The organism is Streptomyces sp. SUK 48 (genome assembly GCF_009650765.1).
Classification (GTDB): domain Bacteria; phylum Actinomycetota; class Actinomycetes; order Streptomycetales; family Streptomycetaceae; genus Streptomyces.
This window is the reverse complement of sequence record NZ_CP045740.1, coordinates 3,460,996-3,487,791: the sequence shown is the minus strand read 5'-3', so window position 1 is coordinate 3,487,791 and position 26,796 is coordinate 3,460,996. Positions and strand designations below refer to the sequence as shown.

Below are 26,796 nucleotides of genomic sequence, written 5' to 3'. Positions count from 1 at the left end.
GTCGAACTGCGTGAGATGCGCTGGTGGGACATCGATCAGGTCCTGGAGCTGGAGAAGGACCTGTTCCCGGAGGACGCCTGGTCCCGGGGCATGTTCTGGTCCGAACTGGCCCACTCCCGGGGCGCCGAGGCCACCCGCCGCTATGTCACCGCCGAGGACGGCACCGGCCGGGTCGTCGGCTACGCGGGCCTCGCCGCCTCCGGCGACCTCGCCGACATCCAGACCATCGCCGTCGCCCGCGACCTCCAGGGCTCGGGGCTCGGCGGCCGGCTGCTGACCGATCTGCTGGGGGCGGCGACCGCGTTCGAGTGCCACGAGGTGATGCTCGAAGTCCGGGTGGACAACATCCGCGCGCAGAAGCTGTACGAGCGCTTCGGCTTCGCCCCCATCGGGTTCCGGCGCGGCTACTACCAGCCGGGCAACGTGGACGCCCTGGTGATGCGCCTGACCGACCCTTCCGCATCTGTTCAAGGAACCGAGATCAATGGCTGACGAACCCCTCGTCCTCGGCATCGAGACCTCCTGCGACGAGACCGGCGTCGGCATCGTGCGCGGCACCACCCTGCTGGCCGACGCCGTCGCCTCCAGCGTGGACGAGCACGCCCGCTTCGGCGGCGTCGTCCCGGAGGTCGCCTCCCGGGCCCACCTGGAGGCGATGGTCCCGACCATCGACCGCGCCCTGAAGGAGGCCGGGGTCAGCGCCCGGGACCTCGACGGCATCTCGGTCACCGCGGGGCCCGGCCTCGCGGGCGCCCTCCTGGTCGGCGTCTCCGCCGCCAAGGCGTACGCCTACGCGCTCGGCAAGCCCCTCTACGGCGTCAACCACCTCGCCTCGCACATCTGCGTGGACCAGCTGGAGCACGGCCCGCTGCCCGAGCCGACGATGGCGCTGCTGGTCTCCGGCGGCCACTCCTCGCTGCTGCTGTCCTCGGACATCACCTCCGACGTCCGGCCGATGGGCGCGACCATCGACGACGCGGCCGGCGAGGCGTTCGACAAGATCGCCCGCGTGCTGAACCTGGGCTTCCCCGGCGGCCCGGTCATCGACCGGTACGCCAAGGAGGGCGACCCGGCCGCGATCAGCTTCCCGCGCGGCCTGACCGGCCCGCGCGACGCGGCGTACGACTTCTCCTTCTCCGGCCTCAAGACCGCCGTGGCCCGCTGGATCGAGGCGAAGCGCGCGGCCGGCGAGGAGGTCCCGGTGCGCGATGTGGCCGCCTCCTTCCAGGAGGCCGTGGTGGACGTGCTCACCCGCAAGGCCGTGCGCGCCTGCAAGGACGAGGGCGTCGACCACCTGATGATCGGCGGCGGGGTGGCGGCCAACTCCCGGCTGCGCGTCCTCGCCCAGGAACGCTGCGAGGCGGCCGGCATCCGGCTGCGCGTGCCGCGCCCCAAGCTGTGCACGGACAACGGCGCGATGGTGGCCGCGCTCGGCGCCGAGATGGTCGCCCGGGGCCGGGCCGCCTCCAGCTGGGACCTGTCCGCCGACTCCTCCCTGCCGGTCACCGACCCGCATGTGCCGGGCCACCACGACCATGTGCACGAGGTCAGCAAGGAGAACCTGTACTCATGACGGTCGCGCTGATGTGGGAGGCGCGCGCGGCCGAGGGCCGGGGCGGGGAACTCCTCGCCTGGGCCCGCGCCCAGCGGCTCGACGAAGAGCCGCTGCGCCGCGAGACCTTCCGCGCGCCGGGGGACCGGGTGCTGGTCATCACCTGGTGGGCGGAGCCGTACGACGCGGCGGTGCCCGAACTCCCGGAGCCGGAAACCCACTTGGTCACCAGGGCCGTGCACCGCTGGCGTTTCGAGCCGGTCGCGTCCGAGTAGGGGTGACTAAGTCCCCTTTGTTCCGGGCGAGTTTGCGGCCGCCGTCCGTATCGGTCTATGATCATCACACAGCGAACGGCCGGAAAGCCGGTACGAACGCAGTGCGTTGGTGGTCCAAGGAAAGACGTCCCGCTTCCTGCGGGGAGATGCAGGTGCAAGACCTGCCCGGCGCTCCACTCACACCCCGTCTCCGGTACTCCGGAGGCGGGGTGTTCGCGTTGCCCCGCCCGGTCGGACCTCGCTCACCGTCACCTCGCAGCGCAGCCGCCGCCTCGCGCCCACCGCGCGCACCGGCCCGGTCAGCCGCAGCCGCGCCCGGTGCCGTACGTCCGTGCTCGACGCGGCCAGGCGCAGCTCCAGCTCGCCCGGTTCCACGATCCGGGTGCCCGTGCGGTCCGGGAAGGAGGAGAGGTCGGTGTGGAAGCGGAAGGTGAGGCGGCGGGCCTCGCCGGGGGCCAGCTCCACCCGCCGGTAGCCGATCAGGCGGACGTCCGGCCGGGTCACCGAGGCCACCGGGTCGTGCAGATACAGCTGGACCACCTCGGCGCCCGCGCGCTCGCCCGTGTTGCGGACGGTGAGCGAGAGGTCGTACCCGCCGTCCGTCGGGATCTCCGCCCCGCCCCCCTCGGCGTCCTCCCAGGCGAACGTGGTGTACGAGCCGCCGTGTCCGAACGGGTACAGCGGGGTCGGGTCCAGGCTGCTGACCTCGCCGGCCAGGCCGAGCGGGGGCTGGAGGTAGGTCCAGGGCTGGCCGCCGGGCCGCCGCGGCACGCTCACCGGCAGCCGCCCGCAGGGGTTCACCCGGCCGGACAGCACCCCGGCGAGCGCCGGACCGCCCTCCTCGCCCGGGAAGAACGCCTGGACGACCGCGGCGAGCCGGCCCCGCCAGCGGCCCAGCGCGTAGGGGCGGCCGGTCAGCAGCACCAGCACCACCGGGACGCCGGTCGCGACCAGCGCGTCCAGCAGCCCGGCCTGGGCGCCCGGCAGCCGCAGGTCCTCCGCGTCGCAGCCCTCGCCCGAGGTGCCGCGCCCGAACAGCCCGGCCCGGTCGCCGAGGACGGCCACGCACACCTCGGACGCGGCCGCCCGCGCCACCGCCTCGGCGAAACCGGAGGTGTCCGGGTCGCGGACCCCGCAACCGCGCGCGAACGCGACCTCGGCGCCCGGGAGTTCGGACCGCAGGGCGTCGAGGACGGTCGGGATGTCGATGCCCGGCGGCACCCCGGGGTGGTGGGTGAGCACATGGGACGGGAAGGAGTAGCAGCCCAGCATCGCCAGCGCGTCCGCCGCGCGCGGCCCGACGACCGCGATCCGCGCGTCCGGGGCCAGCGGCAGCGCCCCGCCCGAATTCTCCAGCAGCACCACGGACTTCTCGGCGAGCCGCCGGGCCAGCGCCCGGTTGCCGGCCGAGTCCAGGTCGATCTCCTCGCCGGTCTCCGGCGTCCAGCCGGGGTCCAGCAGGCCCAGCTCGCACTTCTGGAGCAGCACCCGGCGCGCGGCCCGGTCCACCAGCGCCTCGGGAATCCGCCCGTCGCGTACGGCCTCCACCAGCGGCTTTCCGTAGCAGCTCAGGGTGGGCAGCTCGACGTCGACGCCCGCCTCCAGCGCGGCGTGCGCGGCCCCGGCGGGGTCCGCGGCCACCCGGTGCAGCGACTGGAGGAAGCCGATGCCGAAGTAGTCGGCGACGACCGTGCCGGTGAACCCCCACTCCTCGCGCAGCACTCCGGTCAGCAGCCGGGGGTCGGCGGTGGCCGGGACGCCGTCCGTCTCGGTGTAGGCCGCCATCACCGAGCGGGCGCCGCCCTCGCGCAGTGCCATCTCGAACGGCGGCAGCGTCACCTCCGCCAGCTCCCGGCCGCCCGCGCGCACCGGGGCCAGATTGCGGGCCCCGGCCGAGGACGCGTACCCGGCGAAGTGCTTGAGCGTGGCGATGATCCCGGCCGACTCCAGACCCCGCACGTACGCCGTGCCGATGGTGCCGACGAGGTACGGGTCCTCGCCGATGGTCTCCTCCACCCGGCCCCAGCGCAGGTCCCGCACCACGTCCAGGACGGGCGCGAGGCCCTGGTGGACGCCGGCCGCGCGCAGATCGCGGCCGATGCGCCCGCCCAGCTCCTCGACGAGCGCCGGGTCGAAGGTCGCGCCCCAGGCCAGCGGCACCGGGTACGCGGTCGCCTGCCACGCGGTGAAGCCCGCCAGGCACTCCTCGTGGGCGACGGCCGGGATGCCGAAGCGGCCGGCCCCGGCGATCCGGCGCTGGGCGCGGGCCAGTGCCCGCGCGCCCAGCGCCGGGTCCACGGGGGCGGTGCCGAAGGAGCGGGTCAGCTGGCCGAGGCCGAGGGTGATCAGCTCGTCCCAGTCGTGGGCCGCGGTCATCTCGCGCTGGAGCGGGGCGACCCCGTCGCCGTCCGTGGCCGCGCCCACCCAGACGCCGTACAGCTGGGCGGTCTTCTCCTCCAGGGTCATCCGGGCCAGGAGGTCGCCGACGCGGACGGCGGCGGGCAGGGCGGGGTCGCGCCAGGGGGCGGCGGCGGGCGCGGTGCCGGCCGCGGTGCCGGGGGTGGTGCTCATGAAACTCCTGTCGGGAAGGGGGCGCGGGTGGCGGTCACTTGCCGCCCACGCCCATCAGGCCGCCCACCAGGGCGCGACGGGCCACCAGATACACGGCGAAGACCGGGATGCCGGAGAGGACGACCGAGGCGAGCAGGGCAGGGATGTCCACGCCGAACTGGCTCACGTAGGTGAAGAGTCCGAGGGTGAGCACGCGCGGCCCCTCGGACTGGGTGAAGATCAGCGGGAAGAGGAAGCCGTTCCACGCCTGGAGCGCCGAGTAGATCCCGACGGTGCTGATGCCGCCCTTGGCCATCGGGATGACCAGCTGGAACAGCATCCGCAGCGGTGAGGCGCCGTCCAGCGCCATCGCCTCGTACACCTCCTCGGAGATGTCCCTGAGCGAGCCGGTGAGCACCAGGATGGCCACCGGCATGGCGAACGCGGCCGTCGGCAGCACGATCGCGAGCAGGCTGTCGTAGAGGTTCAGCTTGGCGATCATCAGGTACAGCGGTACGACGACGGCCTGCGCCGGGATCGCCACGCCCAGCAGGAACAGCCGGAAGGCCGCCCCGGACCAGAAGCCCCGGGTGCGCACGGCCACATAGGCGAGCGGTACGCACAGCACCAGCACGAGTGCCACGACGGCCACCGCCGCCAGCACGGTGTTCCCCAGGTAGTGGAAGAACCCGCTGTGCAGGACGGTGCTGTAGTTGGCCAGCGTCGGATGGGCGGGCGGCTTCAGGGCGTTGTGGCCCAGCGCCTCGTCCCGCGGGGTGAGCGAGGCCGTGATCATCGCGTAGACGGGCACGAGGACGACGACCAGCCAGACGGCCGAGCCGAGGCCGGCCAGCGGGTTCGGCCGCCGGGTCCAGTGGCGGCGGCGCCCGTCCGGCCGGGCCGCGGGCGCGGCGCCGGTCTGCACGGAGTGGGGCAGCGTGTCGGGTGCCACCGCGTCACATTCCTTCCCGGGTACCGCGCATCGCGCCGAAGCCGGACAGCCGCACCAGCAGCAGCGACAGCGCGGTCGCGGCCACCACCAGGAAGGAGGCGACGGCGCTGGCGTAGCCGAAGTCGTAGCTCTTGAAGCCGGCCTCGTACATCAGGTACGGCAGGATCGCCGTGTCGGTGCCGGGGCCGCCCTGGGTGAGGATCAGGACGGTCTCGAAGTAGGTGAGCGAGCCGACGACCATCAGCACACCGGAGGTGGTCGCCGTGTTGCGCAGCTGGGGCAGGGTGATGGAGAAGAACCGGCGGTAGCGGCCCGCGCCGTCGATGGCGGCCGCCTGGTGGAGGACGTCGGGGATCTGCCGGGCCCCGCCCTGGTAGATCAGGGTGTGGAAGGGGATGAACTGCCAGCCGCCGACGAACACGATCGCGAGGAAGGCCCCGTCGGTGGAGCCGAGGGTGTCGCCGCGCACGATCCCGAAGTTGGGGTCGAGCAGGGCGTGGAACAGCAGTGAGATCGCCGTCGAGGACAGCAGGAACGGCACGAAGAAGATCGCCGACAGGATCGCGCGGTTGCGCCGGCGGCCCGCCGCCCACACGCCGAGCAGCAGCGAGACGACCGTCTGGAAGGCCCAGCTGACCGCGGTGAGCAGCACGGTGACCGTGAGGGACTGGGTGAGTTGGCCGTCGTCGAACAGCTTGCGCCAGTTGGCGAGTCCGGCGGGACGCGGGTCGCCGAGGCCGTTCCACTCGGTGAAGGACAGGCAGAAGGCCAGCACCATCGGGAGGGCGGCGAAGAACAGGAAGAACAGGACGCCGGGCAGCGCGAGGACGGCGTGCGGGCGGCCCGCGTCCGCCCCGGTGCCCCGGCGGGGGCGGTCCGCACCGGGGCGCGAGCCGCCCCTGGCCGTGCCGACGCTCACTTCAGCCCCTGGAGCGCCGAGACGAACCGGCTCGGCGAGGACTTGCCGACGAACAGCTTGTCGACCTCGGTGAGCATCGGCGTCGACACGTCCGGGTCCACGGCCTGGTCCCAGCTCAGCGTGAACGCCGGGGCGTCCCGCACCATCGTGTACTGGAACGTGGCGAACGCCGGGTTCGGCGAGGCGTCGAGCAGGCTCTCGGCGTTGGTCGTGGCCGGGACGTCGCCGCCTGCGATCAGCGCCTTGGCGTACGTCTCGGAGGCGCAGTCGCGCAGGAAGGCGAGCGCCGCGTCCCGGTCGGACGTACGGGCGTTGACCGACCAGTAGTTGGTGGGGTTGCCGACGACGTCGCGGATGTCGCCTGCGCCGCCCTCGACGGCCGGGAACGCGGTCCAGCCGAGGCTCTTGCGGGCGAAGTCCGGGAACTTGCCGAGCTGGGTGGAGTACTCCCACGAGCCCATCAGGTGCATCGCGGCCCTGCCCCTGGCGAACACGGCCGGGGCGCCGCCGTTGGTGTAGGCGACCGAGCTGAAGCCCTTGCCGAAGGCGCCGTCGTCGACGAGCTGCCTGACCGTCTGGGCGGCCTTGAGGACGGCGGGGTCGCCCCAGCCGGAGGCGTCGCCGTTCTTGATCCGGTCGAAGACCTGGGGGCCGCCGATCCGGTCGACCAGGTACTCCAGCCACATCAGCTCGGGCCAGATGTCCGCGCCGCCGAGCGCGAACGGGGTGATCCCGGCCTTCTTCAGCTTGGCGTTGATGTCCAGCAACTGGTCCCAGGTGGTGGGCGGCCGGAGCTTGTGCTCGGCGAAGAGGGACGTGTTGTAGAAGAGGATCACGGGCTGCATGCCGCGCATGGGGATGCCGTAATTGTGCCCGCCGATGCCGCCGGCCGTGATCACCGAGGGCAGGAAGCCGCTCTTGAGGACCGGGTCGGACGTGATGGTGTCGGTGAGGTCCACCAGCTGCCCGGCGTCGCGGTACGCCTTGATCGAGCCGCCGCCCCAGTTGAAGAAGATGTCGGGCGCGTTCGGGGAGCCCATCGCGGTGCGCAGCTTCGCCGGGTACGCGGAGCCGGGCACCTTCTCCAGCTTGATCCTGCCCTTGGCCTTCTTCGCGGCGGCCGAGGAGTTGAACCGGTCGATCGCCGCGACCTGGACCTCGGCCGCGTCGTCGCCGTACACGAACGCGGTGAGGGTGCCCCCGCCACCCGGCCCCCCGGAGGAGCCGCAGGCCGTGAGTCCGGCGGTGCCGGCGGCGGCGAGTGTGGTGGCACCGGCGCCGAGCACCCAGCGTCTGCTGAACGCGCGCCCGCCGTTGGACGTGGTGGACTCCATGACCCTGGCCCTCGCAATGTTTCGAGTGAGGTTCCGAATGTTCCGGGAAGGTATGGCGGAACAGGGGCGTCGTCAAGGGGTCGCGCAGGGATTACGATCGCGGCATGAAGCCTGGTAAGTCCGTGGAAACGCAGAGCGCGACGCTCGCGGAGATCGCCCGTGAGGCCGGGGTGTCCGCTCCGACTGTTTCGAAGGTCCTCAACGGCAGAGCCGATGTCGCGCCCTCGACGCGCACCCGCGTCGAGGAGCTGCTGCGCGCCCACGGCTACCGGCGCAGGCGCGCCGAGGCATCCCGCTCCCCGCTGATCGACCTGGTCTTCCACGAGCTGGACAGCGCCTGGGCGATGGAGGTCATCCGGGGCGTGGAGAACGTGGCGCAGTCGGCGGGGCTCAGCGTGGTGCTCTCCGAGTCCGCCGGGCGGCTCACCCCCGGCCGCTCCTGGGCCGACCAGGTGGCCGCCCGCCGCCCGCACGGCGTGGTCCTCGTCCTGTCCGAGCTGGACGGCGCCCAGCAGGCGCTGCTGACCAGCAGGTCCATCCCGTTCGTGGTGGTCGACCCGGCCGGCGACCCGGGCCCGGACGTGCCGTCCATCGGCGCCACCAACTGGCAGGGCGGGCTCGCGGCCACCCGGCACCTGGTCGAGCTGGGCCACACCAGGATCGGCGCGATCAGCGGCCCGTCCCGGATGATGTGCAGCCGCGCCCGCATCGACGGCTACCGCGCCGCCCTGGAGACGGCCGCCCTGCCCGTCGACCCCTCGCTGATCGTGGCCGGGGACTTCCACCACGACGCCGGCTACCGCCTGGGCATGGAGCTGCTGCGCCGCCCCGACCGGCCGACCGCCGTCTTCGCGGGCAACGACCTCCAGGCGGTGGGCCTGTACGAGGCCGCGCGCGAGCTGGGGCTGCGCATCCCGGAGGACCTCAGCGTGGTCGGCTTCGACGATCTCCCGGTGGCCCGCTGGGTGGGGCCGCCGCTGACGACCGTACGGCAGCCGCTGACCGAGATGGCCGAGGCCGCGGCCCGGCTGGTGCTCGAACTGGGCGGGGCGCACGAGGAGCGCGCGGCCACCCGGCTGGAGCTGGCGACCAGTCTGGTGGTGCGTTCCAGCACGGCGGAGCCGCCTCGGCCGTCCGAGTGATCGAAACTTTCGGAGAGGCCGGCCGCCCGCGGCCGATGAGAATCTCCGAAGAAAACCCCTCGGTGCGGCTTCCGCTAACAGTCCCCTAATAATTCGGACTTACGTTCCTGCCGTGACGCGACACGAGGAGCACGGCCGGCGTTCGAGAGTGCTGCGGATCGCCGGACTCACCCTGGCGGCGGCCCTGGTGCTGGGGGCGGCCACGGCTGGCTACGCCTACTGGCGGCTGGACCACAACATCAAGGGCGTCGACATCGACAGCGCGCTCGGCGACGACCGCCCCGCGCACGCGATGCTCGCGCCCTCCCCGAGCGCCTCCACGGCCGCGGCCGCCCCGCTGCCGGCCGGTTCGCTCAACATCCTGGTGCTGGGCTCGGACTCGCGCAGCGGCACGGCGGACAAGGAGCTGGGCGGCGGCGACAGTTCGGGCGCCCGCTCGGACACCGCGATGGTGGTGCACCTCGACGCGGGCCGCACCCGCGCCACCGTGGTCAGCATCCCGCGCGACACCCTCGTCACCCGCCCCTCCTGCCCGCTGCCCGGCGGGGGTTCGACGGCGGTGGCGTACGGTTCCATGTTCAACAGCGCCTTCTCGGTGGGCGGTCCGGTGTGCGCGGTCAAGACCGCCGAGTCGATCACCGGGGTGCGCATGGACCACTTCGTCGAGATCGACTTCTCCGGCTTCGCCCGGCTGGTCGACGCGCTCGGCGGGGTCGACGTCACCACGGCCCAGGACATCGACGACGACAAGAGCCACCTCCACCTGGCGGCCGGGCCCCATCACCTCGACGGCAAGCAGGCGCTGGCCCTGGCCCGCACCCGGCACGGCATCGGCGACGGCAGCGACCTCGGCCGCATAGGTCTGCAACAGCTGCTGGTCAAGGCCCTGTTGGAGCGGATGTCCGGCACGCACCTGCTCACCGACCCGGCCAGGCTGTACACGGTCGCCGACGCGGCCACCAAGAGCCTCACCACCGACACCGGGCTCGACTCCCTGACCGAGCTGACCGAACTGGGCAAGAGCCTGCGGGGGCTGGACGCGGACCGGGTGCGGACCGTGATGATGCCCGTCGTCACGGCGCCCTCGGACCCCAACCGGGTGATCGCGAAGGAGCCGGACGCCGGGAACCTGTGGGCGGCCCTGCGCTGACCGCTCAGGGGCCCTCGGGCGGCCGGGCGGGCCCGCCGACCAGCATCGTCGGCGCCCCCGCGACCCGGGTGAGGAAGACGGTCGCCGCGTTCGGACCCTGCGGCTTGACCTTGCGCCGCAACTCCTCCGGCTCGACCGCCGAACCGCGCTTCTTCACGGTCAGCGTCCCGACCTCCCGCTCGCGCAGCAGGGCCTTCAACTTCTTCAGATTGAAGGGGAGTTGGTCGGTGATCTCGTAGGGGGTGGCGTACGGGGTCGGGTGCAGCCCGTCGGCGGTGACGTACGCGATGGTCGCGTCGACGAGCCCGCCGCCGACCTCCTCGGCCACCTCGGCGACCAGGTGCGCGCGGATCACGGCACCGTCCGGCTCGTACAAGTACCGCCCCACCGGCCGCACGTCGGGATCCGGCAGGCCCCGTCCGAGCAGGGTGCGCGGGCCGGGCAGCAGGGTGGCCCGCACCGCGCCCGGCGCCCCGGTCCCGAACCAGAGCACCGCCTCCTTCACATCGCCGCCGTCCGAGATCCACTCCGCCTCGGCCTCCGGCGGCACCGCCTCGTGCGGGACGCCGGGCGCGATCTTCAGCGCGGCGTGCGGCGCCCGGCGGGCGGCCTCCACGGCCCAGGACAGCGGCGGCGAGTACGCCTCCGGGTCGAAGACGCGGCCCCGGCCTCCCCTGCGCGCGGGATCCACGAACACGGCGTCGTACCCGGCGGTGTCCACCTCCGTGACATCCGCCTCCCGCACCTCCATCAGGTCGGTGAGCCCCAGCGCCTGGGCGTTCGCCCGCGCCACGGCCGCCGTCAGCGGGTCCCGGTCCACCGCGAGCACCCGGATACCGGCCCGCGCCAGCGCGATGGCGTCGCCGCCGATCCCGCAGCACAGGTCCGCCACCGAGGTCACCCCGAGATCGGTCAGCCGCCGCGCCCGGTAGGCCGCCACGCTCGCCCGCGTCGACTGCTCGACCCCGTTCGGCGTGAAGAACATCCGCTCCGCGTCCGCCGCCGCGAACTTGGCCGCCGCGCGCTGCCGCAGCCGGGCCTGGCCGAGCGCGGCCGACACCAGGTCGGCGGGGTGGTCGCGGCGCAGCCGGGTGGCGACGGCGAGTTCATCGGCCGGGGCGGTGCCGCGGACCTCTTCGAGGAGGGCCCGGCCTTCGGGGGTGAGGAGAGGAGCGAGGTCGTTCACCGGGTCATTGTGGGCCAGTCGGTGGATGGTGCGCGTCCGGGCGGCGCTGTCGCCCGGGGAGCGGGGGCGGGGCCTGCGAAGATCCAGCACCATGCGACTAGTAGTACAAAATGACAAAAGTCGGGCACGCGTCGCCCTCGGCTGTGCCGCCGCCGTCCTCGCCTCGACCGCCCTCGTCACCGGCTGCTCCGGTTCCGGCTCCGGACCGGGCACCGCCCGCCCGGCGGCGGGGCAGGGCGCGACCGGGCACGCCGCCCCCGACCCCCGTGCCGTCCAGGCCGCGGAACGCGCCCGCATGGCCGCCGCCGCGAAACGCTGGGGCCTGGACGAGGTCCCGATCGCGCCCCCGCCGCCGCCCAGGGTGAAGCCGCACATCACCGCGCGGGCCGGCTTCGAGGTGGACCACCAGGAGGACTGGGCCCTGCCGCCGGTCTTCACCACGGTCCCGACCCGGAACAAGGTCGTCTTCCTCACCATCGACGACGGCTCGGAGAAGGACCCGCGGTTCCTCCAGATGATGCGGGACCTGAAGGTGCCGTACACCGCCTTCCTCAGCAACTACCTGGTCAAGGACGACTACGGCTACTTCCGCACGGCGCAGTCCTACGGCAACACCCTCAACAACCACACGCTCACCCACCCCTACCTGCCGGGGCTGTCCTACGAGCAGCAGAAGCACGAGATCTGCGACATGCAGGACATCATGCAGAAGCAGTTCGGCAAGCGCCCGACCGTGCTGCGCCCGCCCTACGGCAACTACAACCAGGACACCCTGGTCGCCGCCAAGTCCTGCGGCATCAAGTACGCCCCGATCTGGAACGAGGAGGTGTACGTCGACCACTGGGAGTTCCGCGAGGACGACCAGCAGCTGCGCCGGGGCGACATCGTCCTCACCCACTTCCGCGGCCGCAGCGACTGGGACGGCACCATGGTCGACGACATGCGGCGCTTCCTGAACAAGGTGACGCGCGAGGGGTACGCGGTGGCCCGGCTGGAGGACTACCTGTGAGTCGGCCGCACGGTCCGCGCCGGCCGCGCAGGGCGCGGTGAGGTGTCCGGCGGGGCGCGGGTGAGGGGCCCCGGCGGCGGGGCGCCGGGGCGGTGGTGTGCGCGGGGCACGGGCCTGCCGTCCGTCGCCGCCGGGGTCCTCGCCGCGGCACTGCTGCTCGCCGGGTGCGCCCAGCCCGTCGTCCCCATCGAACGGCTCGGCAGGAAGGCGGCGGAAGGGGTGCGGCCGCACGGCCGGCCGCTCGCGGCGCCGCCGTCCGGCCGGCCGCTGCCCCCGGTCGTGGACCACGTCCCCACCCGCGACCGGGTCGTCTTCCTCACCTACGACGCCACCGGCCGCGACCCCCGCGGCGCCGCCGCGCCCCGCGGACTCCGTGTCCCGGTGACCCGGTTCACCCCCGCACCGCGGCCCCTGGCGGGAACGCCGTACGCCACCCAGCGCGCCGCGCTCTGCGCCCGCCGCACCCGGCTCCTGCGCCCGCCCCGGGGCGCGTACGACGCCACGACCCTGCGCGCCGCCGCCGACTGCGGCATCACCGCCGTCGTCCTGTGGCGCGCCACCCTCACCCCGGCGGGCCTCGTCTACCCCCGGGGCCCGCGCCGCCTCCGCCAAGGTGACATCGTCCGCCTCCTGACGGGCGTCCCCACGGCCCGCCTCCTGGACGCCATGCGCAGACGAAACCTGACGGCGGCCCGGCTGGAGGACTACCTCCACTGATCAGCGCCGGGCCGGCACACCCGGCGCCGGCCGAGCGCCGATATGCGCTCCCGCACCCGCGATTTCGGCCGACGCGCCGCACGGCATTGGCACTCCGCTTGACCGAGTGCTAATCCCGGTCATAGTCTCGGCTCTGGCACTCCCCACTGGAGAGTGCCAACAACGCGACGGGCAGGTCCGGCACCCGCGACGACGGATCGACCTGGTCGCCACCTCAGACAGTTAACCCCGTGAGATCTCCGAAGGGGGAGGTCGGATCGTGACGACCGCCAGCACCAAGGTTGCCATCAAGCCGCTCGAGGACCGCATCGTGGTCCAGCCGCTCGACGCCGAGCAGACCACGGCCTCTGGCCTGGTCATCCCGGACACCGCGAAGGAGAAGCCCCAGGAGGGCGCCGTCCTCGCCGTCGGTCCGGGTCGCTTCGAGAACGGCGAGCGCCTGCCGCTCGACGTCAAGGTCGGCGACGTCGTCCTGTACAGCAAGTACGGCGGCACCGAGGTGAAGTACAACGGCGAGGAGTTCCTCGTCCTCTCGGCTCGCGACGTGCTCGCGATCATCGAGAAGTAATTCACCCCGAGCAAACCTTTGCTCTGAGCTGCGCCCCTGGCCCCCGCGACCGATAACGAAGCCGGGCGTCCGGGGCGCAGTTCGTCTTTTACCCACAAGATTTCGAGAGGGCTCCCGCTGTCATGGCGAAGATCCTGAAGTTCGACGAGGACGCCCGTCGCGCCCTCGAGCGCGGCGTCAACAAGCTGGCCGACACGGTGAAGGTGACGATCGGCCCCCGGGGTCGCAACGTCGTCATCGACAAGAAGTTCGGCGCCCCCACCATCACCAACGACGGTGTCACGATCGCCCGCGAGGTCGAGATCGAGGACCCGTACGAGAACCTCGGCGCGCAGCTGGTGAAGGAGGTGGCGACCAAGACCAACGACATCGCGGGTGACGGCACCACCACCGCCACCGTGCTCGCCCAGGCGCTGGTGCGCGAGGGCCTGAAGAACGTCGCCGCCGGCGCCTCCCCGGCCGCCCTGAAGAAGGGCATCGACGCCGCCGTCAAGGCCGTCTCCGAGGACCTGCTCGCCACGGCCCGCCCGATCGACGAGAAGTCCGACATCGCCGCCGTGGCCGCGCTGTCCGCCCAGGACCAGCAGGTCGGCGAGCTGATCGCCGAGGCCATGGACAAGGTCGGCAAGGACGGTGTCATCACCGTCGAGGAGTCCAACACCTTCGGTCTGGAGCTGGACTTCACCGAGGGCATGGCCTTCGACAAGGGCTACCTGTCCCCGTACTTCGTGACCGACCAGGAGCGTATGGAGGCCGTCCTCGACGACCCGTACATCCTGATCCACCAGGGCAAGATCTCCGCCATCGCGGACCTGCTGCCGCTCCTGGAGAAGGTCATCCAGTCCGGCTCCAAGCCGCTGCTGATCATCGCCGAGGACGTCGACGGCGAGGCCCTGTCGACCCTGGTCGTCAACAAGATCCGCGGCACCTTCAACGCCGTCGCGGTGAAGGCCCCCGGCTTCGGCGACCGCCGCAAGGCGATGCTCCAGGACATGGCCGTCCTCACCGGCGCCACCGTCATCTCCGAAGAGGTCGGCCTCAAGGTCGACCAGGTCGGCATCGACGTGCTCGGCTCCGCCCGCCGCGTCACCGTCACCAAGGACGACACCACGATCGTCGAGGGTGCGGGCAAGTCGGAGGACCTGAACGGCCGCGTCGCGCAGATCAAGGCCGAGATCGAGAACACCGACTCCGACTGGGACCGCGAGAAGCTCCAGGAGCGCCTCGCGAAGCTGGCCGGCGGCGTGTGCGTGATCAAGGTCGGCGCCGCCACCGAGGTGGAGCTGAAGGAGAAGAAGCACCGTCTGGAGGACGCCATCTCCGCGACCCGCGCCGCGGTCGAGGAGGGCATCGTCTCCGGTGGTGGCTCCGCCCTGGTGCACGCCTCCAAGGTCCTCGAGGGCAACCTCGACAAGACCGGCGACGAGGCCACCGGTGTCGCCGTGGTCCGCAACGCGGTCGTCGAGCCGCTGCGCTGGATCGGCGAGAACGCCGGCCAGGAGGGCTACGTCATCGTCTCCAAGGTCAAGGACCTGGAGAAGGGGCAGGGCTACAACGCCGCCACCGGTGAGTACGGCGACCTGGTCAAGGCCGGCGTCATCGACCCGGTCAAGGTGACCCGCTCCGCCCTGGAGAACGCCGCCTCCATCGCCTCCCTGCTGCTCACGACCGAGACCCTGGTCGTCGAGAAGAAGGAAGAGGAGCCGGAGGCCGCGGGTGGCCACGGCCACAGCCACGGCCACGCCCACTGAGCCCCACCGCTCCGTACGAAGGCCCGGTACCCCCTCGCGGGGTGCCGGGCCTTCGCGCTGCCGTACGCCGTCGGGGTTGTCGCATCAGGCCCAGGTGGTCGCGCTGCCACCAGGTCTCGGTGATCTCGCCGTCGGGGGCGGGTGCGCGGCGTCCGAGCGGTCCCGGCCGACCAGGGTGCGCGTCGCCGTCCCCCTGATCCGGCACCCGCCCGCGTCCGCGCCTACTGGGGCCCGTACTTGCGCCCGGTGCGGGAGGTGACCCCGCCGAGGAGGCCGCGCGGGGTGACCTTCACCAGGCCCATCAGCGCCTTGTAACGGGGGTCCGGGACCGACAGCGACTTGCCGCGCGCCAGGTCGGCGAGGGCCGCCGCGACCACCTTGTCGGCGTCCAGCCACATCCAGCCGGGGATGTTGTCCGTGCCCATCCCGGCCCGCTGGTGGAACTCGGTGCGCACGAATCCGGGGCACAGCACCATCAGCCGCACCCCGGTGCCGGCCAGGTCCCGCGCCGCGCCCTGGGTGAACTGCACGACCCACGCCTTGGACGCGCCGTAGGTGCCCCGGGGCACGAAGGCCGCCACCGAGGCGACATTGACCACCCCGCCCCGGCCGCGCTCGCGCATCGCCTCGGCCGCCGCCGAGGTCAGCCGCAGCACCGCCTCGCAGTGCACCTTGAGCATGGTCAGCTCGTCCGCCATGGAGACTTCCAGATAGCGGCCCTTGTTGCCGAAACCGGCGTTGTTGATCAGCAGGTCGACGGGGTTCTTGCGGTCGCCGAGCCGGTCGGCGACGGTCTCGACGCCCTTGTCCTCGGAGAGGTCGGCGGGCAGCACCTCCGCCTCGATGCCGTGCCGGTCGTGCAACTCGGTCGCCTGTTCGCGCAGCCGCTTGGCGTCCCGGGCCACCAGGACGAGGTCATGCCCGTCAGCCGCCAGCCGCCGCGCGAAGGCGGCGCCGATCCCCGCGGTCGATCCCGTAATCAGAGCCGTTGTCATGACCCAAGGTTAGTGAGCGCGGGCGATCCGGACACGCGGTGTCCGCCATGCGGTGACGGGCCCTCAGCGGGCCTGTCCGGCGACGTACTTGCGGGCCGCGGCCAGCGCCTCCGGGTGCAGGTCCTCGGCCGCGGCGAGCAGCCGGGGCAGCAGCTCCCGCTCGGTGGTTGTCGCGCGGAACTCCATCGCCGCCGTCACCCCGTGGCCGGGGCGGTGCAGGATCTCGACCGGATCGCCCGCGCGTATCTCACCGGGCTCGATCACCCGGAGGTAGGCACCCGTCGCCGCCTTCCGGGTGAACCTGCGGATCAATCCCGGCTCGCCCAGATGGCCCTGGAAGGTGCGGCACGGGACACGGCCCGAGGTCACCTGGAGCACCACCGCCGGACCGATCCGCCAGCACTCGCCGATCAGCGCCCCGGAGACGTCGAGCCCGCCGGTCGTGAGGTTCTCCCCGAAGCAGCCGTTGGCCAGGGTGCGGCCCAGCTCGCGCTCCCAGTCGTCCAGGTCCTCGCGGGCGAACGCGTACACCGCCTGGTCGTCGCCGCCGTGATGCCTCAGGTCGCACACCGCGTCCCCGGCCAGCCCGCTGCCCGCGGTCCCCTTCGGACCCGGCGCGGACACCCTCACGGGCCCCTCGACCGGCCTCTTGTCGATGCCCGTCAGGCCGTCCGCCTGGCTGGTGTACGGCACCGGGCCGGCCTGCCCGACATTGACGGAGAGAAGCTTCATGCCCGCACCGTACGGGATCGTTACTCAAAGCGTCGAGCGAATTTTGGACGCCGTCTCCAAGCTGGCCTTATGCTTGCGGGGTGATCGAGGCCCGTCATCTCCGTGTCCTGCGTGCCGTCGCCGCCACCGGCTCCTTCTCGGCTGCGGGGCGTGAACTGGGCTGCACCCAGCCCGCCGTCAGCCAGCAGATGAAGGCCCTGGAGACCTCCGTCGGCACCCCGCTGCTGATCCGCGCGGGCCGCGAGATGCGGCTGACCCAGGCGGGCGAGGCCCTGGTCCGGCACGCCTCCGGCATCCTCGCCGGGCTCACCGCCGCCGAGGAGGAGGTCGCCGCCATCGCGGGCCTGCGGGCCGGCCGGGTCCGCCTGGTCTCCTTCCCCAGCGGCAGCTCCACCCTGGTCCCCACCGCCCTGGCCGCCCTGCGCGCCGCCCATCCCGGCACCCGTGTCTCCCTGGAGGAGGCCGAACCGCCGCGCTCCGTCGAGCTGCTGCGCGAGGGCGACTGCGATCTCGCCCTGGCCTTCCGCTACGAGGGCGCGGCCGTCACCGAGGACTGGGACGACCTGGTCGTCCGCCCGCTGCTGAGCGACCGCCTGGTGGCCCTGGTGCCGGAGCGGCACCGGCTCGCGCGCGCCGAGAGCGTCGCCATCGGGGAGCTGGCCGAGGAGCCCTGGATCGCGGGCTGCCCGCGCTGCCGGGGCCAGCTGGTGGAGGTCTGCCAGGGCGCCGGGTTCGCGCCGCGCATCGACTTCGCCACCGACGACTATCCGGCGGTCGCCGGCCTGGTCGGCGCGGGTCTGGGCGTGGCCGTGCTGCCGCAGCTCGCGGTGGAGTCGGTCCGGCCGCGCGGGGTGCGCACGGTGCGTCTGGAGCCGGCGGTGCGACGGGAGATCGTCGCGCTCACCCTGCCCGATCTGGCCCAGGTGCCGGCGGTCGCGGCGACCCTGGAGCAGCTGGCGCGGGCGGCCGGCCGCGCGGTGTGACACCGCGCCGCGCAGAAGACCGGTGAGCGCGCGGGAGAACCGGTGAGACGCGCGCAAGCCGCTCGGCGCGCGGATCCGGTGAGCCGCGCAGCGGACCGGTGAAGGACTCCGGGCGGCGCCAAGGCGTGAAACCGCGCAGAGTCGCGGGCACGCGCGCGGCGTGCCCGAGGTGGGGGGATATCGGCCGCACCCGACGGGCCCTGGGTGCAGAAACGTTCCTTCAGTGACTATGGGCGGTGTCGCCGCTGGTGGTGGAGGCCGCCACCAGGCGGTTGCGTGCCCGCCCCATCAGCTCCTCGCGCTCGTCCTCGGTCAGGCCGCCCCAGACGCCGTACGGTTCGCGCACGGCAAGCGCGTGCGCCGCGCACTCCGCACGGACCGGGCACCTCATGCAGACCTCCTTGGCCGAGTTCTCGCGAGCGCTCCGAGCCGCCCCGCGCTCGCCCTCCGGGTGGAAGAAGAGCGAGCTGTCCACCCCGCGGCAAGCAGCCAGCAGCTGCCAGTCCCACAGGTCCGCGTTCGGTCCGGGAAGGCGGGAGAAATCTGCCATTACGTGACCCCTTGTAGCCGTTCTGGGCGGATACGGTGCCAACGACCGTACATCTCCGGTCTAAGGAGATGTAAATATGACTCATTGCGAATCTAGCCCCGAACACTACGAAACGGGAAGAAAAGCAGCTGAATGGGGCATAGGTTGTGATGAAAAGTTGAGGGTCCGTTGGGCATGTCTGCACCGTGTCGGTGCCCTCACGTAGAGTGCCGATGACGGTGTGCAGCCCCGTAACTCTTTCGAGTGACCGTCGTTGAGAGTGCGGAGGCGGTTGAAAACACAAGCGCTCGGGCAGGCGTCCGAGACGGTCGACCGCACAGGTGAGATTCCGTACCAGCCTGGAGGCTCAAGGTGACGCGCATCAGCTGCGGAGGGCGGTCATGACATCCGTCCTCGTCTGCGACGACTCCCCGCTTGCCCGAGAAGCGCTCCGCCGCGCGGTCGCGACCGTGCCCGGTGTCGAGCGTGTGACGACGGCGGCCAACGGCGAGGAAGTCCTCCGCCGCTGGGGCGCCGACCGCTCCGACCTCATCCTGATGGATGTCCGCATGCCCGGCCTGGGCGGCGTGGAGACGGTGCGCCGATTGCTGTCCGCCGATCCCGGCGCACGCATCATCATGCTGACCGTCGCCGAGGACCTGGACGGCGTGGCCCTCGCGGTCGCCGCCGGCGCCCGGGGCTATCTGCACAAGGACGCCTCGCGCGCCGAACTGCGGGCCACGGTGACACAGGCCCTCGCCGACCCGACCTGGCGGCTGGCCCCGCGCCGGCTGCGCTCGGCCGAGATGGGCGCCGCGCCCACGCTCACCGCGCGGGAGATCCAGGTCCTGGAGGGCATGAGCCACGGCCGCTCGAACGCCGAGATCGGCCGTGAGCTGTTCCTCTCCGAGGACACCGTCAAGACCCACGCCCGGCGCCTGTTCAAGAAGCTCGGCGCCTCGGACCGTGCCCACGCGGTGGCCCTCGGCTTCCGCTGGGGCCTGGTCAGGTAGCACCCGGCGGGCCCCGCGCGCCCGTCGCGCGGGGCCGGGCGGACCCCCGGCTCCCGGGGGCCGTCGTGACGCCGCCGCTGGTGCCCGGGCTCCCCGCCGTTGCGGCGAGCGGATTCCCGGCAGGCTCCCGAGCGGCGCCGCGCGCCCCGCTCCCGGCGGCGCCGTCCATGTCGTACGCCCCGGGCGGATTCCGCGCCCCGGCGTGTTCGTGCGCGCCGGCGTCCGCCGCGGCCGGCCGGAAGATACCGCATACGCTCCGCCAGGACGTGCCGTACGGCGGCATGCAAGGCGGCCCACCGGACGGGCGCTGCTCGTTTCGGCGCGGATGCCGCATCCTTGAGGGTGTGGAGTCTCTCGGGGACGAGTCGGTCGAGCGGAAGGGGAGGGCGCAGGGGATGAGTGCCGGCGCACCTGCTCATAACGCTTCGGTGCACAACCATCAGCACGATGCGACGGACCGGACGGCCGCAGGGCACCATGGACCGATGCGCGACGACGAGGCGGGCACGGCCCAGGGGCCGATCGGTGCTCTCGTGCTTCGTGCCGTCGACGGGGACGAACAGGCCACGCACGACCTGCTCGCCCATGTCCACCCGCTGGCGCTGCGCTACTGCCGCACCCGGCTGTCGCGGCTGCCCGGCGACGCGCGCCACTTCGTGGAGGACCTCGCCCAGGAGGTCTGTGTCGCCGTCCTGCTCGCGCTGCCCCGCTACCGGGACACCGGGCGCCCCTTCGAGGCATTCGTCTTCGCCATCGCCTCGCACAAGGTCGCCGACCTCCAGCGCGCCGCGATGCGCCACCCGGGTTCGACCGCCGTGCCCTCCGACGAGATGCCCGAGCGGCCCGACGACTCCCTCGGCCCCGAGGAGCGCGCCCTGCTCAGCAGCGACGCCGAGTGGGCCAAGAAGCTGCTGGCCAACCTCCCCGAGAACCAGCGCGAACTGCTGCTGCTGCGCATCGCGGTGGGCCTCACGGCGGAGGAAACCGGACAGATGTTGGGAATGTCACCCGGAGCGGTCCGAGTCGCCCAGCACCGGGCCCTGAGCCGGCTGCGGGCGCTCGCCGAGCAGTGACGGCCTCGGCCCCGGCGGCTTCGTGAACACCGTATGAACAACCGTATGAACATACGAAGCCGAAGGTGATCTTCCGCCGTGGAATTTGCTGGCCATGCCTGCCGTTAGCATGGACATCCGCACCGAGCAAGGCCATTTGGGGAAGGTGTCATGACTGCCAACGTCGACGGAGTGCCCGGAAAATTCGCGACACTCGGGCTGACCTACGACGACGTGCTGCTGCTGCCGGGCGCCTCCGAGGTGCTCCCGAACGCGGTCGACACCTCGTCCCGCATCTCCCGCAACGTCCGGGTGAACATCCCGATGCTCTCGGCCGCGATGGACAAGGTGACCGAGTCGCGCATGGCCATCGCCATGGCCCGCCTCGGCGGCGTCGGCGTCCTGCACCGCAACCTCTCCGTCGAGGACCAGGTCAACCAGGTCGACCTGGTGAAGCGGTCCGAGTCCGGCATGGTCACCGACCCGATCACGGTGCACCCGGAGGCCACGCTCGCCGAGGCCGACGCGCTGTGCGCCAAGTTCCGCATCAGCGGTGTCCCGGTCACCGACCCGGCCGGCAAGCTGCTCGGCATCGTCACCAACCGTGACATGGCCTTCGAGAGCGACCGCAGCCGCCGGGTGCACGAGGTCATGACCCCGATGCCGCTGGTCACCGGCAAGGTCGGCACCTCCGGCCCGGAGGCCATGGAGCTGCTGCGCAAGCACAAGATCGAGAAGCTGCCGCTGGTCGACGAGGCGGGCGTCCTCAAGGGCCTCATCACGGTCAAGGACTTCGTCAAGGCCGAGCAGTACCCGAACGCCGCCAAGGACGCGGAGGGCCGTCTGCTCGTCGGTGCCGCCGTCGGCGCGAGCCCCGAGGCGCTGGAGCGCGCCCAGGCGCTCGCCGAGGCCGGCGCGGACTTCCTGGTCGTCGACACCTCGCACGGCCACAACAGCAACGCCCTGAGCTGGATGGCGAAGATCAAGTCCAGCGTCGGCGTGGACGTGATCGGCGGCAATGTCGCCACCCGCGACGGCGCCCAGGCGCTCATCGACGCCGGTGTCGACGGCATCAAGGTGGGCGTCGGACCGGGCTCGATCTGCACCACCCGGGTGGTCGCCGGTATCGGCGTCCCGCAGGTCACGGCCATCTACGAGGCGTCCCGCGCCGCCCGCCAGGCGGGCATCCCGCTGATCGGCGACGGCGGCCTGCAGTACTCCGGCGACATCGGCAAGGCCCTCGCGGCCGGCGCCGACACCGTGATGCTGGGCAGCCTCCTGGCCGGCTGCGAGGAGTCGCCGGGCGAGCTGCTGTTCATCAACGGCAAGCAGTTCAAGTCGTACCGCGGCATGGGCTCGCTGGGTGCCATGCAGTCCCGCGGCCAGGCTCGGTCGTACTCCAAGGACCGCTACTTCCAGGCCGAGGTGGCCTCCGACGACAAGCTCGTGCCGGAGGGCGTCGAGGGCCAGGTGCCCTACCGCGGCCCGCTCGCCAACGTGCTGCACCAGCTGGTCGGCGGTCTGCGCCAGACCATGGGCTACGTGGGCGCGGCCACCATCGAGGAGATGGAGTCCAAGGGCCGCTTCGTGCGGATCACCTCGGCGGGCCTCAAGGAGAGCCACCCGCACGACATCCAGATGACGGTCGAGGCGCCGAACTACAGCGCCAAGTAGTCCCACAGCGCGCCGAGGGCGGCCCCGGGAGCATCCGGGGCCGCCTTTGCCGTGCCCGTCGGCGATACTGGAAGGCGCTGAAACGCAACAGGAAAGGCCACAGACGTGACTGAGATCGAGATCGGGCGCGGCAAGCGCGGCCGCCGGGCGTACGCCTTCGACGACATCGCCGTCGTCCCCAGCCGCCGTACGCGGGACCCGAAGGAGGTCTCGATCGCCTGGCAGATCGACGCCTACCGCTTCGAGCTGCCCTTCCTGGCGGCTCCCATGGACTCCGTGGTCTCCCCGGCCACCGCGATCCGCATCGGCGAGCTGGGCGGCCTCGGCGTGCTCAACCTCGAGGGCCTGTGGACGCGGCACGAGGACCCGCAGCCGCTGCTGGACGAGATCACCGAGCTGCCGGCCGAGCGCGCCACCCGCCGCCTCCAGGAGATCTACGCGGCGCCCATCAAGGAAGAGCTGATCGGCGCGCGCATCAAGGAGGTGCGCGACTCCGGTGTGGTCACGGCGGCCGCGCTCTCCCCGCAGCGCACCGCCCAGTTCTCCAAGGCGGTCGTGGACGCGGGCGTGGACATCTTCGTCATCCGCGGTACGACGGTCTCCGCCGAGCACGTGTCCTCCTCGCACGAGCCGCTGAACCTGAAGCAGTTCATCTACGAGCTGGACGTCCCGGTGATCGTCGGCGGCTGCGCCACCTACACCGCCGCCCTGCACCTGATGCGCACCGGCGCGGCCGGCGTCCTGGTCGGCTTCGGCGGCGGCGCCGCGCACACCACGCGCAATGTGCTGGGCATCCAGGTCCCGATGGCCACCGCCGTCGCCGACGTGGCCGCGGCCCGCCGCGACTACATGGACGAGTCCGGCGGCCGCTATGTGCACGTGATCGCGGACGGCGGCGTCGGCTGGTCCGGCGACCTGCCCAAGGCGATCGCCTGCGGCGCCGACGCGGTGATGATGGGCTCCCCGCTGGCCCGGGCCACGGACGCGCCCGGCAAGGGCCACCACTGGGGCATGGAGGCGGTCAACGAGGAGCTGCCGCGCGGCAAGAAGGTCGACCTCGGCACCGTCGGCACCCTCGAGGAGGTCCTCACCGGCCCGTCCCACACCCCGGACGGCTCGATGAACCTCTTCGGCGCCCTGCGCCGCGCCATGTCCACCACCGGCTACAGCGAGCTCAAGGAGTTCCAGCGGGTCGAGGTGACGGTCGCGGACAGCCAGCACAAGCGCTGACCCGGGACGTCGTACGACGCGCAGGGGCCCGGCCGCCGACACGGTGGCCGGGCCCCTGCGCTTCCGGCACGCGCCCTCGGCCGAGTGATCCCGCGGGGGCCCGCACCGGTTCACAGCCGGTGCGCGGCCCCCGTCGGGGTCGCGCCGCGGGTGTCCAGGAGGAGCTGGGCCTTCACCGACAGGCCCTGGAGGTCGTAGGTGCGGTGCTGCTGGAGCAGGATCGTCAGGTCGGCGGCCGCGGCGGCCTCGTAGAGGGAGTCGACGCGCGGGACCGGCCGGTCCAGGACGCTCCAGGCGGGCACGTAGGGGTCGTGGTAGCTCACGGACGCGCCCAGCTCCATCAGACGGCCGGCGATCTCCCGGGCCGGGGCGCCCTGCTGGTCGGGGAGGTCCGCCTTGTAGGTCACGCCGAGCAGCAGCACGCGCGCGCCCCGGGCGGACTTGCCGTGCTCGTTGAGCAGGGCCGCGGCGCGCTGGACGACGTACCCGGGCATCCGGTTGTTGACCTGCTGGGCCAGTTCCACCATGCGCAGGGAGCGGTTCGCGTGTCCGGTGAGGTCCTGCGGGAGGGCGTGGCCGCCGACGCCGGGGCCCGGCCGGAACGCCTGGAAGCCGAACGGCTTGGTCTCGGCGCAGCGGATGACGTCCCACAGGTCCACGCCGAGTTCGTGGCAGAGCACGGCCATCTCGTTGACCAGCGCGATGTTGACGTGCCGGAAGTTGGTCTCCAGGAGCTGCACCGCCTCCGCCTCGCGCAGCCCGCGCGCCCGGACCACCTTGTCGGTGAGCCGCCCGTAGAAGGCGGCGGCCGACTCGGTGCAGGCGGGGGTGAGACCGCCGATGACCTTGGGGGTGCCGGCCGGGACGTGCGCGCGGTTGCCGGGGTCCACCCGGCTGGGGGAGTAGGCGAGGTGGAAGTCGCGGCCCGCGCGCAGTCCGGAGCCCTCCTCCAGGAGGGGACACAGGAATTCCTCGGTCGTGCCCGGCAGGACCGGCGACTCCAGGATGACCGTGGTGTTCGGGCGCAGCCGCCCGGCCAGGGTGCGGGCGGCGGTCTCGATCTGGCCGAGGTCCAGGCCGCCGTCGGCGCCGCGCGGGGTGGGCGCGCAGATCACCGCGGTGCGCACCCGGCCCAGCTGGAGGGGGTCGGTGGCGCGCCGGAAGCCGGCCGCGTGCATCCGGCGCAGCTCGGCGGGGCTCAGCGGCCCCTCCTCGGGGCCGGTGGCATAGCCGAGCGTGGGGATGCCGGCGGCCACCGCGGCCTGGGCGAGCGGCAAACCGTAGGGGCCGAGTCCGATGACGGCGAGGTCTGCGGGCATTGGCGTGGGCCGTCCTTCCCAGTAACCGAAGTGGAACGGATGCGCAACCGCTGTGGACAGGATGAACGAGCGCACTGTCACACTAGGAGTAAATATGACCGTTATGTGGGATTCTGTTCGTGTGTCTCCCGGGGGATGTGCGCTGGTTGTCCACAGGCCGCGGGCGCGTGGTGGCTGAAGTCGGCCATGCCGGTCAGAATTTGGGCATGAGGTGGTGGTGAACCGGGCCTCGCCCTCCGGGTGCGGCCGACGCGAGCGAGTCAGCGACAGCGGGAGGCAGCGGTGAGGACAGCGACCCTGGGACCGGTGCAGCGAGCCGAGGCACTGGCGGCGATGGCCGAGCACGAGCTGGACGTACTGGTGATCGGCGGCGGGGTGGTCGGCGCGGGCACCGCGCTGGACGCCGTCACCCGCGGACTGTCCACCGGCCTGGTCGAGGCCCGGGACTGGGCCTCCGGCACCTCCAGCCGCTCCAGCAAGCTCATCCACGGCGGACTGCGCTATCTGGAGATGCTCGACTTCGCGCTGGTCCGCGAGGCGTTGAAGGAGCGCGGCCTGCTCCTGGAGCGGCTCGCCCCGCACCTGGTCAAACCGGTGCCGTTCCTCTACCCCTTGCAGCACCGCGGCTGGGAGCGGCTGTACGCGGGTTCGGGCGTGGCGCTCTACGACGCGATGTCCATGGCCCGCGGCCACGGCCGGGGCCTGCCGGTGCACCGCCACCTGAGCCGCGGTCAGGCCCTGCGCGTGGCCCCCTGCCTGCGCAAGGACGCCCTGGTCGGCGCCCTCCAGTACTACGACGCCCAGGTGGACGACGCCCGCCTCGTGGCCACCCTGGTGCGCACCGCGGCGTCGTACGGCGCGCGGGTCGCCAACCGGGCGCGCGTCACCGGGTTCCTACGCGAGGGCGAGCGGGTCGTCGGCGCCCGGGTGCAGGACGTCGAGGGCGGCGGGGAGTACGAGGTGCGCGCCCAGCAGGTCGTCAACGCCACCGGGGTGTGGACCGACGACACCCAGGCCATGGTGGGCGAGCGCGGCCAGTTCCACGTCCGCGCCTCCAAGGGCATCCACCTCGTCGTGCCCAAGGACCGCATCCACTCCACCAGCGGGCTGATCCTGCGCACCGAGAAGTCCGTCCTCTTCGTCATCCCCTGGGGCCGGCACTGGATCGTCGGCACCACCGACACCGGCTGGGACCTCGACAAGGCCCATCCGGCCGCCTCCAGCGCCGACATCGACTACCTGCTGGAACACGTCAACTCGGTGCTGGCGGTGCCGCTGCGCCGCGACGACGTGCAGGGGGTGTACGCGGGGCTGCGGCCGCTGCTGGCCGGCGAGTCCGACGCCACCAGCAAGCTCTCCCGCGAGCACACGGTCGCCCATCCCGCGCCGGGCCTGGTGGTCGTGGCGGGCGGCAAGTACACCACCTACCGGGTGATGGCGAAGGACGCCGTCGACGAGGCGGTGCACGGCCTGGACCGGCGCGTCGCGGACTGCGTCACCGAGGAGACCCCGCTGCTCGGCGCGGAGGGCTACCAGGCGCTGTGGAACGCGCGGGCCCGCATAGCCGCCCGCACCGGACTGCACACGGTCCGGGTGGAACACCTGCTGAACCGGTACGGCTCGATGGCCGAGGAGATCTTCGACCTCATCGAGGCGGACCCCGCGCTCGGCGAACCGCTGCGCGCCGCCGACGACTATCTGCGCGCCGAGGTCGTCTACGCCGCCTCGCACGAGGGCGCCCGCCACCTGGACGACGTCCTCACCCGGCGCACCCGCATCTCCATCGAGACCTTCGACCGCGGCACCCGCAGCGCCCGCGAGGCCGCCGAGCTGATGGCACCGGTCCTCGGCTGGGACAAGGACCAGATCGAACGCGAGGTCGCCCACTACGAGAAGCGGGTCGAGGCCGAACGCGAGTCCCAGCTACAGCCCGACGACCTGACGGCGGACGCGGCACGGCTGGGCGCGCCCGACATCGTGCCGCTCGGCTGAGGGGCGCCGCAGGGGCTCGGCGCAGGGGGTTTGACCGGGTGTGACCGAAGGGTCGGCACCGCGGGTCGCCGGGGTCTCACGGGCCGTCATGCCGTCACGGCGAAGGGGGCCTTCGGGGAGCTTCGCGGCGGGCCGGGGAGGGGCCCCAGGGCGTGGAGCACTTGCCGGGTGA

The 26,796-nt window shown here is 72.5% G+C and carries 24 protein-coding genes and 1 tRNA gene; 16 read left to right on the top strand and 9 right to left on the bottom strand.

The features are described from left to right. Positions 1–15 precede the first annotated feature (15 nt). The 4 genes from rimI (at position 16) to GHR20_RS14755 (ending at position 2,003) form a co-directional block, all read left to right on the top strand. Positions 16–492 (top strand): ribosomal protein S18-alanine N-acetyltransferase, encoded by a 477-nt coding sequence (rimI, locus tag GHR20_RS14770; protein WP_111586151.1) that lies wholly within the window; start codon positions 16–18, stop codon positions 490–492. Next, complete coding sequence (gene tsaD / locus GHR20_RS14765; RefSeq protein WP_153813438.1) at positions 485–1,573, top strand: tRNA (adenosine(37)-N6)-threonylcarbamoyltransferase complex transferase subunit TsaD; 1,089 nt, start codon at positions 485–487, stop codon at positions 1,571–1,573. Before rimI ends, tsaD begins: the two co-directional genes overlap by 8 nt. After that, positions 1,570–1,827 carry a hypothetical protein gene (locus GHR20_RS14760; RefSeq protein ID WP_153813437.1) on the top strand — a complete coding sequence of 86 codons (258 nt, stop codon included), beginning with the start codon at positions 1,570–1,572 and terminating at the stop codon, positions 1,825–1,827. Before tsaD ends, GHR20_RS14760 begins: the two co-directional genes overlap by 4 nt. Before the next feature lie 103 nt (positions 1,828–1,930). Beyond that, positions 1,931–2,003, top strand: a tRNA-Arg gene (locus GHR20_RS14755). Position 2,004: 1 nt separating this feature from the next. Here GHR20_RS14755 and GHR20_RS14750 read toward each other — a convergent pair. From GHR20_RS14750 to GHR20_RS14735, 4 genes are all read right to left on the bottom strand, one after another. Continuing rightward, a complete protein-coding gene (locus GHR20_RS14750; protein WP_153813436.1) occupies positions 2,005–4,398 on the bottom strand; it encodes a glycoside hydrolase family 3 N-terminal domain-containing protein in 2,394 nt (797 codons plus the stop codon). Between the two features lie 34 nt (positions 4,399–4,432). Further along, positions 4,433–5,302 (bottom strand): carbohydrate ABC transporter permease, encoded by an 870-nt coding sequence (locus GHR20_RS14745; protein WP_243878352.1) that lies wholly within the window; start codon positions 5,300–5,302, stop codon positions 4,433–4,435. 31 nt (positions 5,303–5,333) lie between these two features. Continuing rightward, a complete protein-coding gene (locus tag GHR20_RS14740) occupies positions 5,334–6,149 on the bottom strand; it encodes a sugar ABC transporter permease (RefSeq protein WP_194859121.1) in 816 nt (271 codons plus the stop codon). 95 nt (positions 6,150–6,244) lie between these two features. After that, positions 6,245–7,582, bottom strand: a complete 1,338-nt coding sequence (locus GHR20_RS14735) for an extracellular solute-binding protein (protein ID WP_153813433.1) — start codon at positions 7,580–7,582, stop codon at positions 6,245–6,247. A 104-nt stretch (positions 7,583–7,686) separates the two neighbouring features. Here GHR20_RS14735 and GHR20_RS14730 point away from each other — a divergent pair, with 104 nt between their 5' ends. Together GHR20_RS14730 and GHR20_RS14725 are read left to right on the top strand one after the other, a co-directional pair. After that, on the top strand, positions 7,687–8,724 hold the full coding sequence (locus tag GHR20_RS14730) for a LacI family DNA-binding transcriptional regulator (RefSeq protein WP_111586107.1): 1,038 nt from the start codon (positions 7,687–7,689) through the stop codon (positions 8,722–8,724). 148 nt (positions 8,725–8,872) lie between these two features. Further along, entirely contained in the window at positions 8,873–9,874 is a 1,002-nt protein-coding gene (locus GHR20_RS14725) for an LCP family protein (RefSeq protein WP_194859120.1), read from the top strand. 4 nt (positions 9,875–9,878) lie between these two features. Here the strand turns inward: GHR20_RS14725 and GHR20_RS14720 are convergent, their stop codons facing one another. Then, positions 9,879–11,060 carry a methyltransferase domain-containing protein gene (locus GHR20_RS14720; RefSeq protein WP_153813432.1) on the bottom strand — a complete coding sequence of 394 codons (1,182 nt, stop codon included), beginning with the start codon at positions 11,058–11,060 and terminating at the stop codon, positions 9,879–9,881. A gap of 91 nt (positions 11,061–11,151) precedes the next feature. Here GHR20_RS14720 and GHR20_RS14715 point away from each other — a divergent pair, with 91 nt between their 5' ends. The 4 genes from GHR20_RS14715 to groL all read left to right on the top strand — a co-directional run bounded on the left by GHR20_RS14715 (position 11,152) and on the right by groL (position 15,105). Further along, positions 11,152–12,069, top strand: coding sequence for a polysaccharide deacetylase family protein (locus GHR20_RS14715; RefSeq protein ID WP_153813431.1), 918 nt, complete (start codon positions 11,152–11,154; stop codon positions 12,067–12,069). Positions 12,070–12,129: 60 nt separating this feature from the next. Continuing rightward, positions 12,130–12,786 carry a hypothetical protein gene (locus GHR20_RS14710; RefSeq protein ID WP_343336006.1) on the top strand — a complete coding sequence of 219 codons (657 nt, stop codon included), beginning with the start codon at positions 12,130–12,132 and terminating at the stop codon, positions 12,784–12,786. A gap of 259 nt (positions 12,787–13,045) precedes the next feature. Then, a complete protein-coding gene (groES, locus tag GHR20_RS14705; protein ID WP_037657627.1) occupies positions 13,046–13,354 on the top strand; it encodes a co-chaperone GroES in 309 nt (102 codons plus the stop codon). Positions 13,355–13,476: 122 nt separating this feature from the next. Further along, entirely contained in the window at positions 13,477–15,105 is a 1,629-nt protein-coding gene (gene groL, locus GHR20_RS14700) for a chaperonin GroEL (protein ID WP_111586111.1), read from the top strand. A gap of 221 nt (positions 15,106–15,326) precedes the next feature. Here the strand turns inward: groL and GHR20_RS14695 are convergent, their stop codons facing one another. Together GHR20_RS14695 and GHR20_RS14690 are read right to left on the bottom strand one after the other, a co-directional pair. Then, complete coding sequence (locus tag GHR20_RS14695; RefSeq protein ID WP_153813430.1) at positions 15,327–16,100, bottom strand: SDR family oxidoreductase; 774 nt, start codon at positions 16,098–16,100, stop codon at positions 15,327–15,329. A gap of 63 nt (positions 16,101–16,163) precedes the next feature. Beyond that, a complete protein-coding gene (locus GHR20_RS14690; protein ID WP_148026555.1) occupies positions 16,164–16,832 on the bottom strand; it encodes an MOSC domain-containing protein in 669 nt (222 codons plus the stop codon). Positions 16,833–16,912: 80 nt separating this feature from the next. On the opposite strand from GHR20_RS14690, the gene GHR20_RS14685 reads away from it, so the two are divergent. Further along, positions 16,913–17,815 (top strand): LysR family transcriptional regulator, encoded by a 903-nt coding sequence (locus tag GHR20_RS14685; RefSeq protein ID WP_111586114.1) that lies wholly within the window; start codon positions 16,913–16,915, stop codon positions 17,813–17,815. A 220-nt stretch (positions 17,816–18,035) separates the two neighbouring features. On the opposite strand, the gene GHR20_RS14680 is transcribed toward GHR20_RS14685, so the two are convergent. Further along, entirely contained in the window at positions 18,036–18,365 is a 330-nt protein-coding gene (locus tag GHR20_RS14680) for a WhiB family transcriptional regulator (RefSeq protein ID WP_111586115.1), read from the bottom strand. Positions 18,366–18,745: 380 nt separating this feature from the next. Here GHR20_RS14680 and GHR20_RS14675 point away from each other — a divergent pair, with 380 nt between their 5' ends. From GHR20_RS14675 to GHR20_RS14660, 4 genes are all read left to right on the top strand, one after another. Then, positions 18,746–19,357, top strand: a complete 612-nt coding sequence (locus GHR20_RS14675; RefSeq protein ID WP_003948568.1) for a response regulator transcription factor — start codon at positions 18,746–18,748, stop codon at positions 19,355–19,357. Between the two features lie 485 nt (positions 19,358–19,842). Continuing rightward, on the top strand, positions 19,843–20,430 hold the full coding sequence (locus tag GHR20_RS14670) for a sigma-70 family RNA polymerase sigma factor (RefSeq protein ID WP_111586116.1): 588 nt from the start codon (positions 19,843–19,845) through the stop codon (positions 20,428–20,430). Positions 20,431–20,580: 150 nt separating this feature from the next. After that, positions 20,581–22,083, top strand: a complete 1,503-nt coding sequence (gene guaB / locus GHR20_RS14665) for an IMP dehydrogenase (RefSeq protein ID WP_111586117.1) — start codon at positions 20,581–20,583, stop codon at positions 22,081–22,083. Between the two features lie 105 nt (positions 22,084–22,188). Then, the gene (locus GHR20_RS14660; RefSeq protein ID WP_111586118.1) at positions 22,189–23,313 is read left to right on the top strand and encodes a GuaB3 family IMP dehydrogenase-related protein; all 1,125 of its coding nucleotides are present in this window, start codon (positions 22,189–22,191) and stop codon (positions 23,311–23,313) included. A 110-nt stretch (positions 23,314–23,423) separates the two neighbouring features. On the opposite strand, the gene GHR20_RS14655 is transcribed toward GHR20_RS14660, so the two are convergent. After that, complete coding sequence (locus GHR20_RS14655) at positions 23,424–24,632, bottom strand: nucleotide sugar dehydrogenase (protein WP_111586119.1); 1,209 nt, start codon at positions 24,630–24,632, stop codon at positions 23,424–23,426. A 282-nt stretch (positions 24,633–24,914) separates the two neighbouring features. Between GHR20_RS14655 and GHR20_RS14650 the strand changes: the two genes are divergently transcribed. Then, positions 24,915–26,624, top strand: a complete 1,710-nt coding sequence (locus GHR20_RS14650) for a glycerol-3-phosphate dehydrogenase/oxidase (RefSeq protein WP_153813429.1) — start codon at positions 24,915–24,917, stop codon at positions 26,622–26,624. Positions 26,625–26,796: the final 172 nt, after the last annotated feature.

Excerpts from the sequence above, each read along its gene's own strand:
- rimI (WP_111586151.1), top strand. The coding sequence starts at position 16 with ATGCGCTGGTGGGACATCGATCAGGTCCTGGAGCTGGAGAAGGACCTG.
- tsaD (WP_153813438.1), top strand. The coding sequence starts at position 485 with ATGGCTGACGAACCCCTCGTCCTCGGCATCGAGACCTCCTGCGACGAG.
- GHR20_RS14760 (WP_153813437.1), top strand. The coding sequence starts at position 1,570 with ATGACGGTCGCGCTGATGTGGGAGGCGCGCGCGGCCGAGGGCCGGGGC.
- GHR20_RS14750 (WP_153813436.1), bottom strand. The coding sequence starts at position 4,398 with ATGAGCACCACCCCCGGCACCGCGGCCGGCACCGCGCCCGCCGCCGCC.
- GHR20_RS14735 (WP_153813433.1), bottom strand. The coding sequence starts at position 7,582 with ATGGAGTCCACCACGTCCAACGGCGGGCGCGCGTTCAGCAGACGCTGG.
- GHR20_RS14730 (WP_111586107.1), top strand. The coding sequence starts at position 7,687 with ATGAAGCCTGGTAAGTCCGTGGAAACGCAGAGCGCGACGCTCGCGGAG.
- GHR20_RS14715 (WP_153813431.1), top strand. The coding sequence starts at position 11,152 with ATGCGACTAGTAGTACAAAATGACAAAAGTCGGGCACGCGTCGCCCTC.
- groL (WP_111586111.1), top strand. The coding sequence starts at position 13,477 with ATGGCGAAGATCCTGAAGTTCGACGAGGACGCCCGTCGCGCCCTCGAG.
- GHR20_RS14695 (WP_153813430.1), bottom strand. The coding sequence starts at position 16,100 with ATGACAACGGCTCTGATTACGGGATCGACCGCGGGGATCGGCGCCGCC.
- GHR20_RS14690 (WP_148026555.1), bottom strand. The coding sequence starts at position 16,832 with ATGAAGCTTCTCTCCGTCAATGTCGGGCAGGCCGGCCCGGTGCCGTAC.
- GHR20_RS14680 (WP_111586115.1), bottom strand. The coding sequence starts at position 18,365 with ATGGCAGATTTCTCCCGCCTTCCCGGACCGAACGCGGACCTGTGGGAC.
- GHR20_RS14675 (WP_003948568.1), top strand. The coding sequence starts at position 18,746 with ATGACATCCGTCCTCGTCTGCGACGACTCCCCGCTTGCCCGAGAAGCG.
- GHR20_RS14670 (WP_111586116.1), top strand. The coding sequence starts at position 19,843 with ATGCGCGACGACGAGGCGGGCACGGCCCAGGGGCCGATCGGTGCTCTC.
- guaB (WP_111586117.1), top strand. The coding sequence starts at position 20,581 with ATGACTGCCAACGTCGACGGAGTGCCCGGAAAATTCGCGACACTCGGG.
- GHR20_RS14655 (WP_111586119.1), bottom strand. The coding sequence starts at position 24,632 with ATGCCCGCAGACCTCGCCGTCATCGGACTCGGCCCCTACGGTTTGCCG.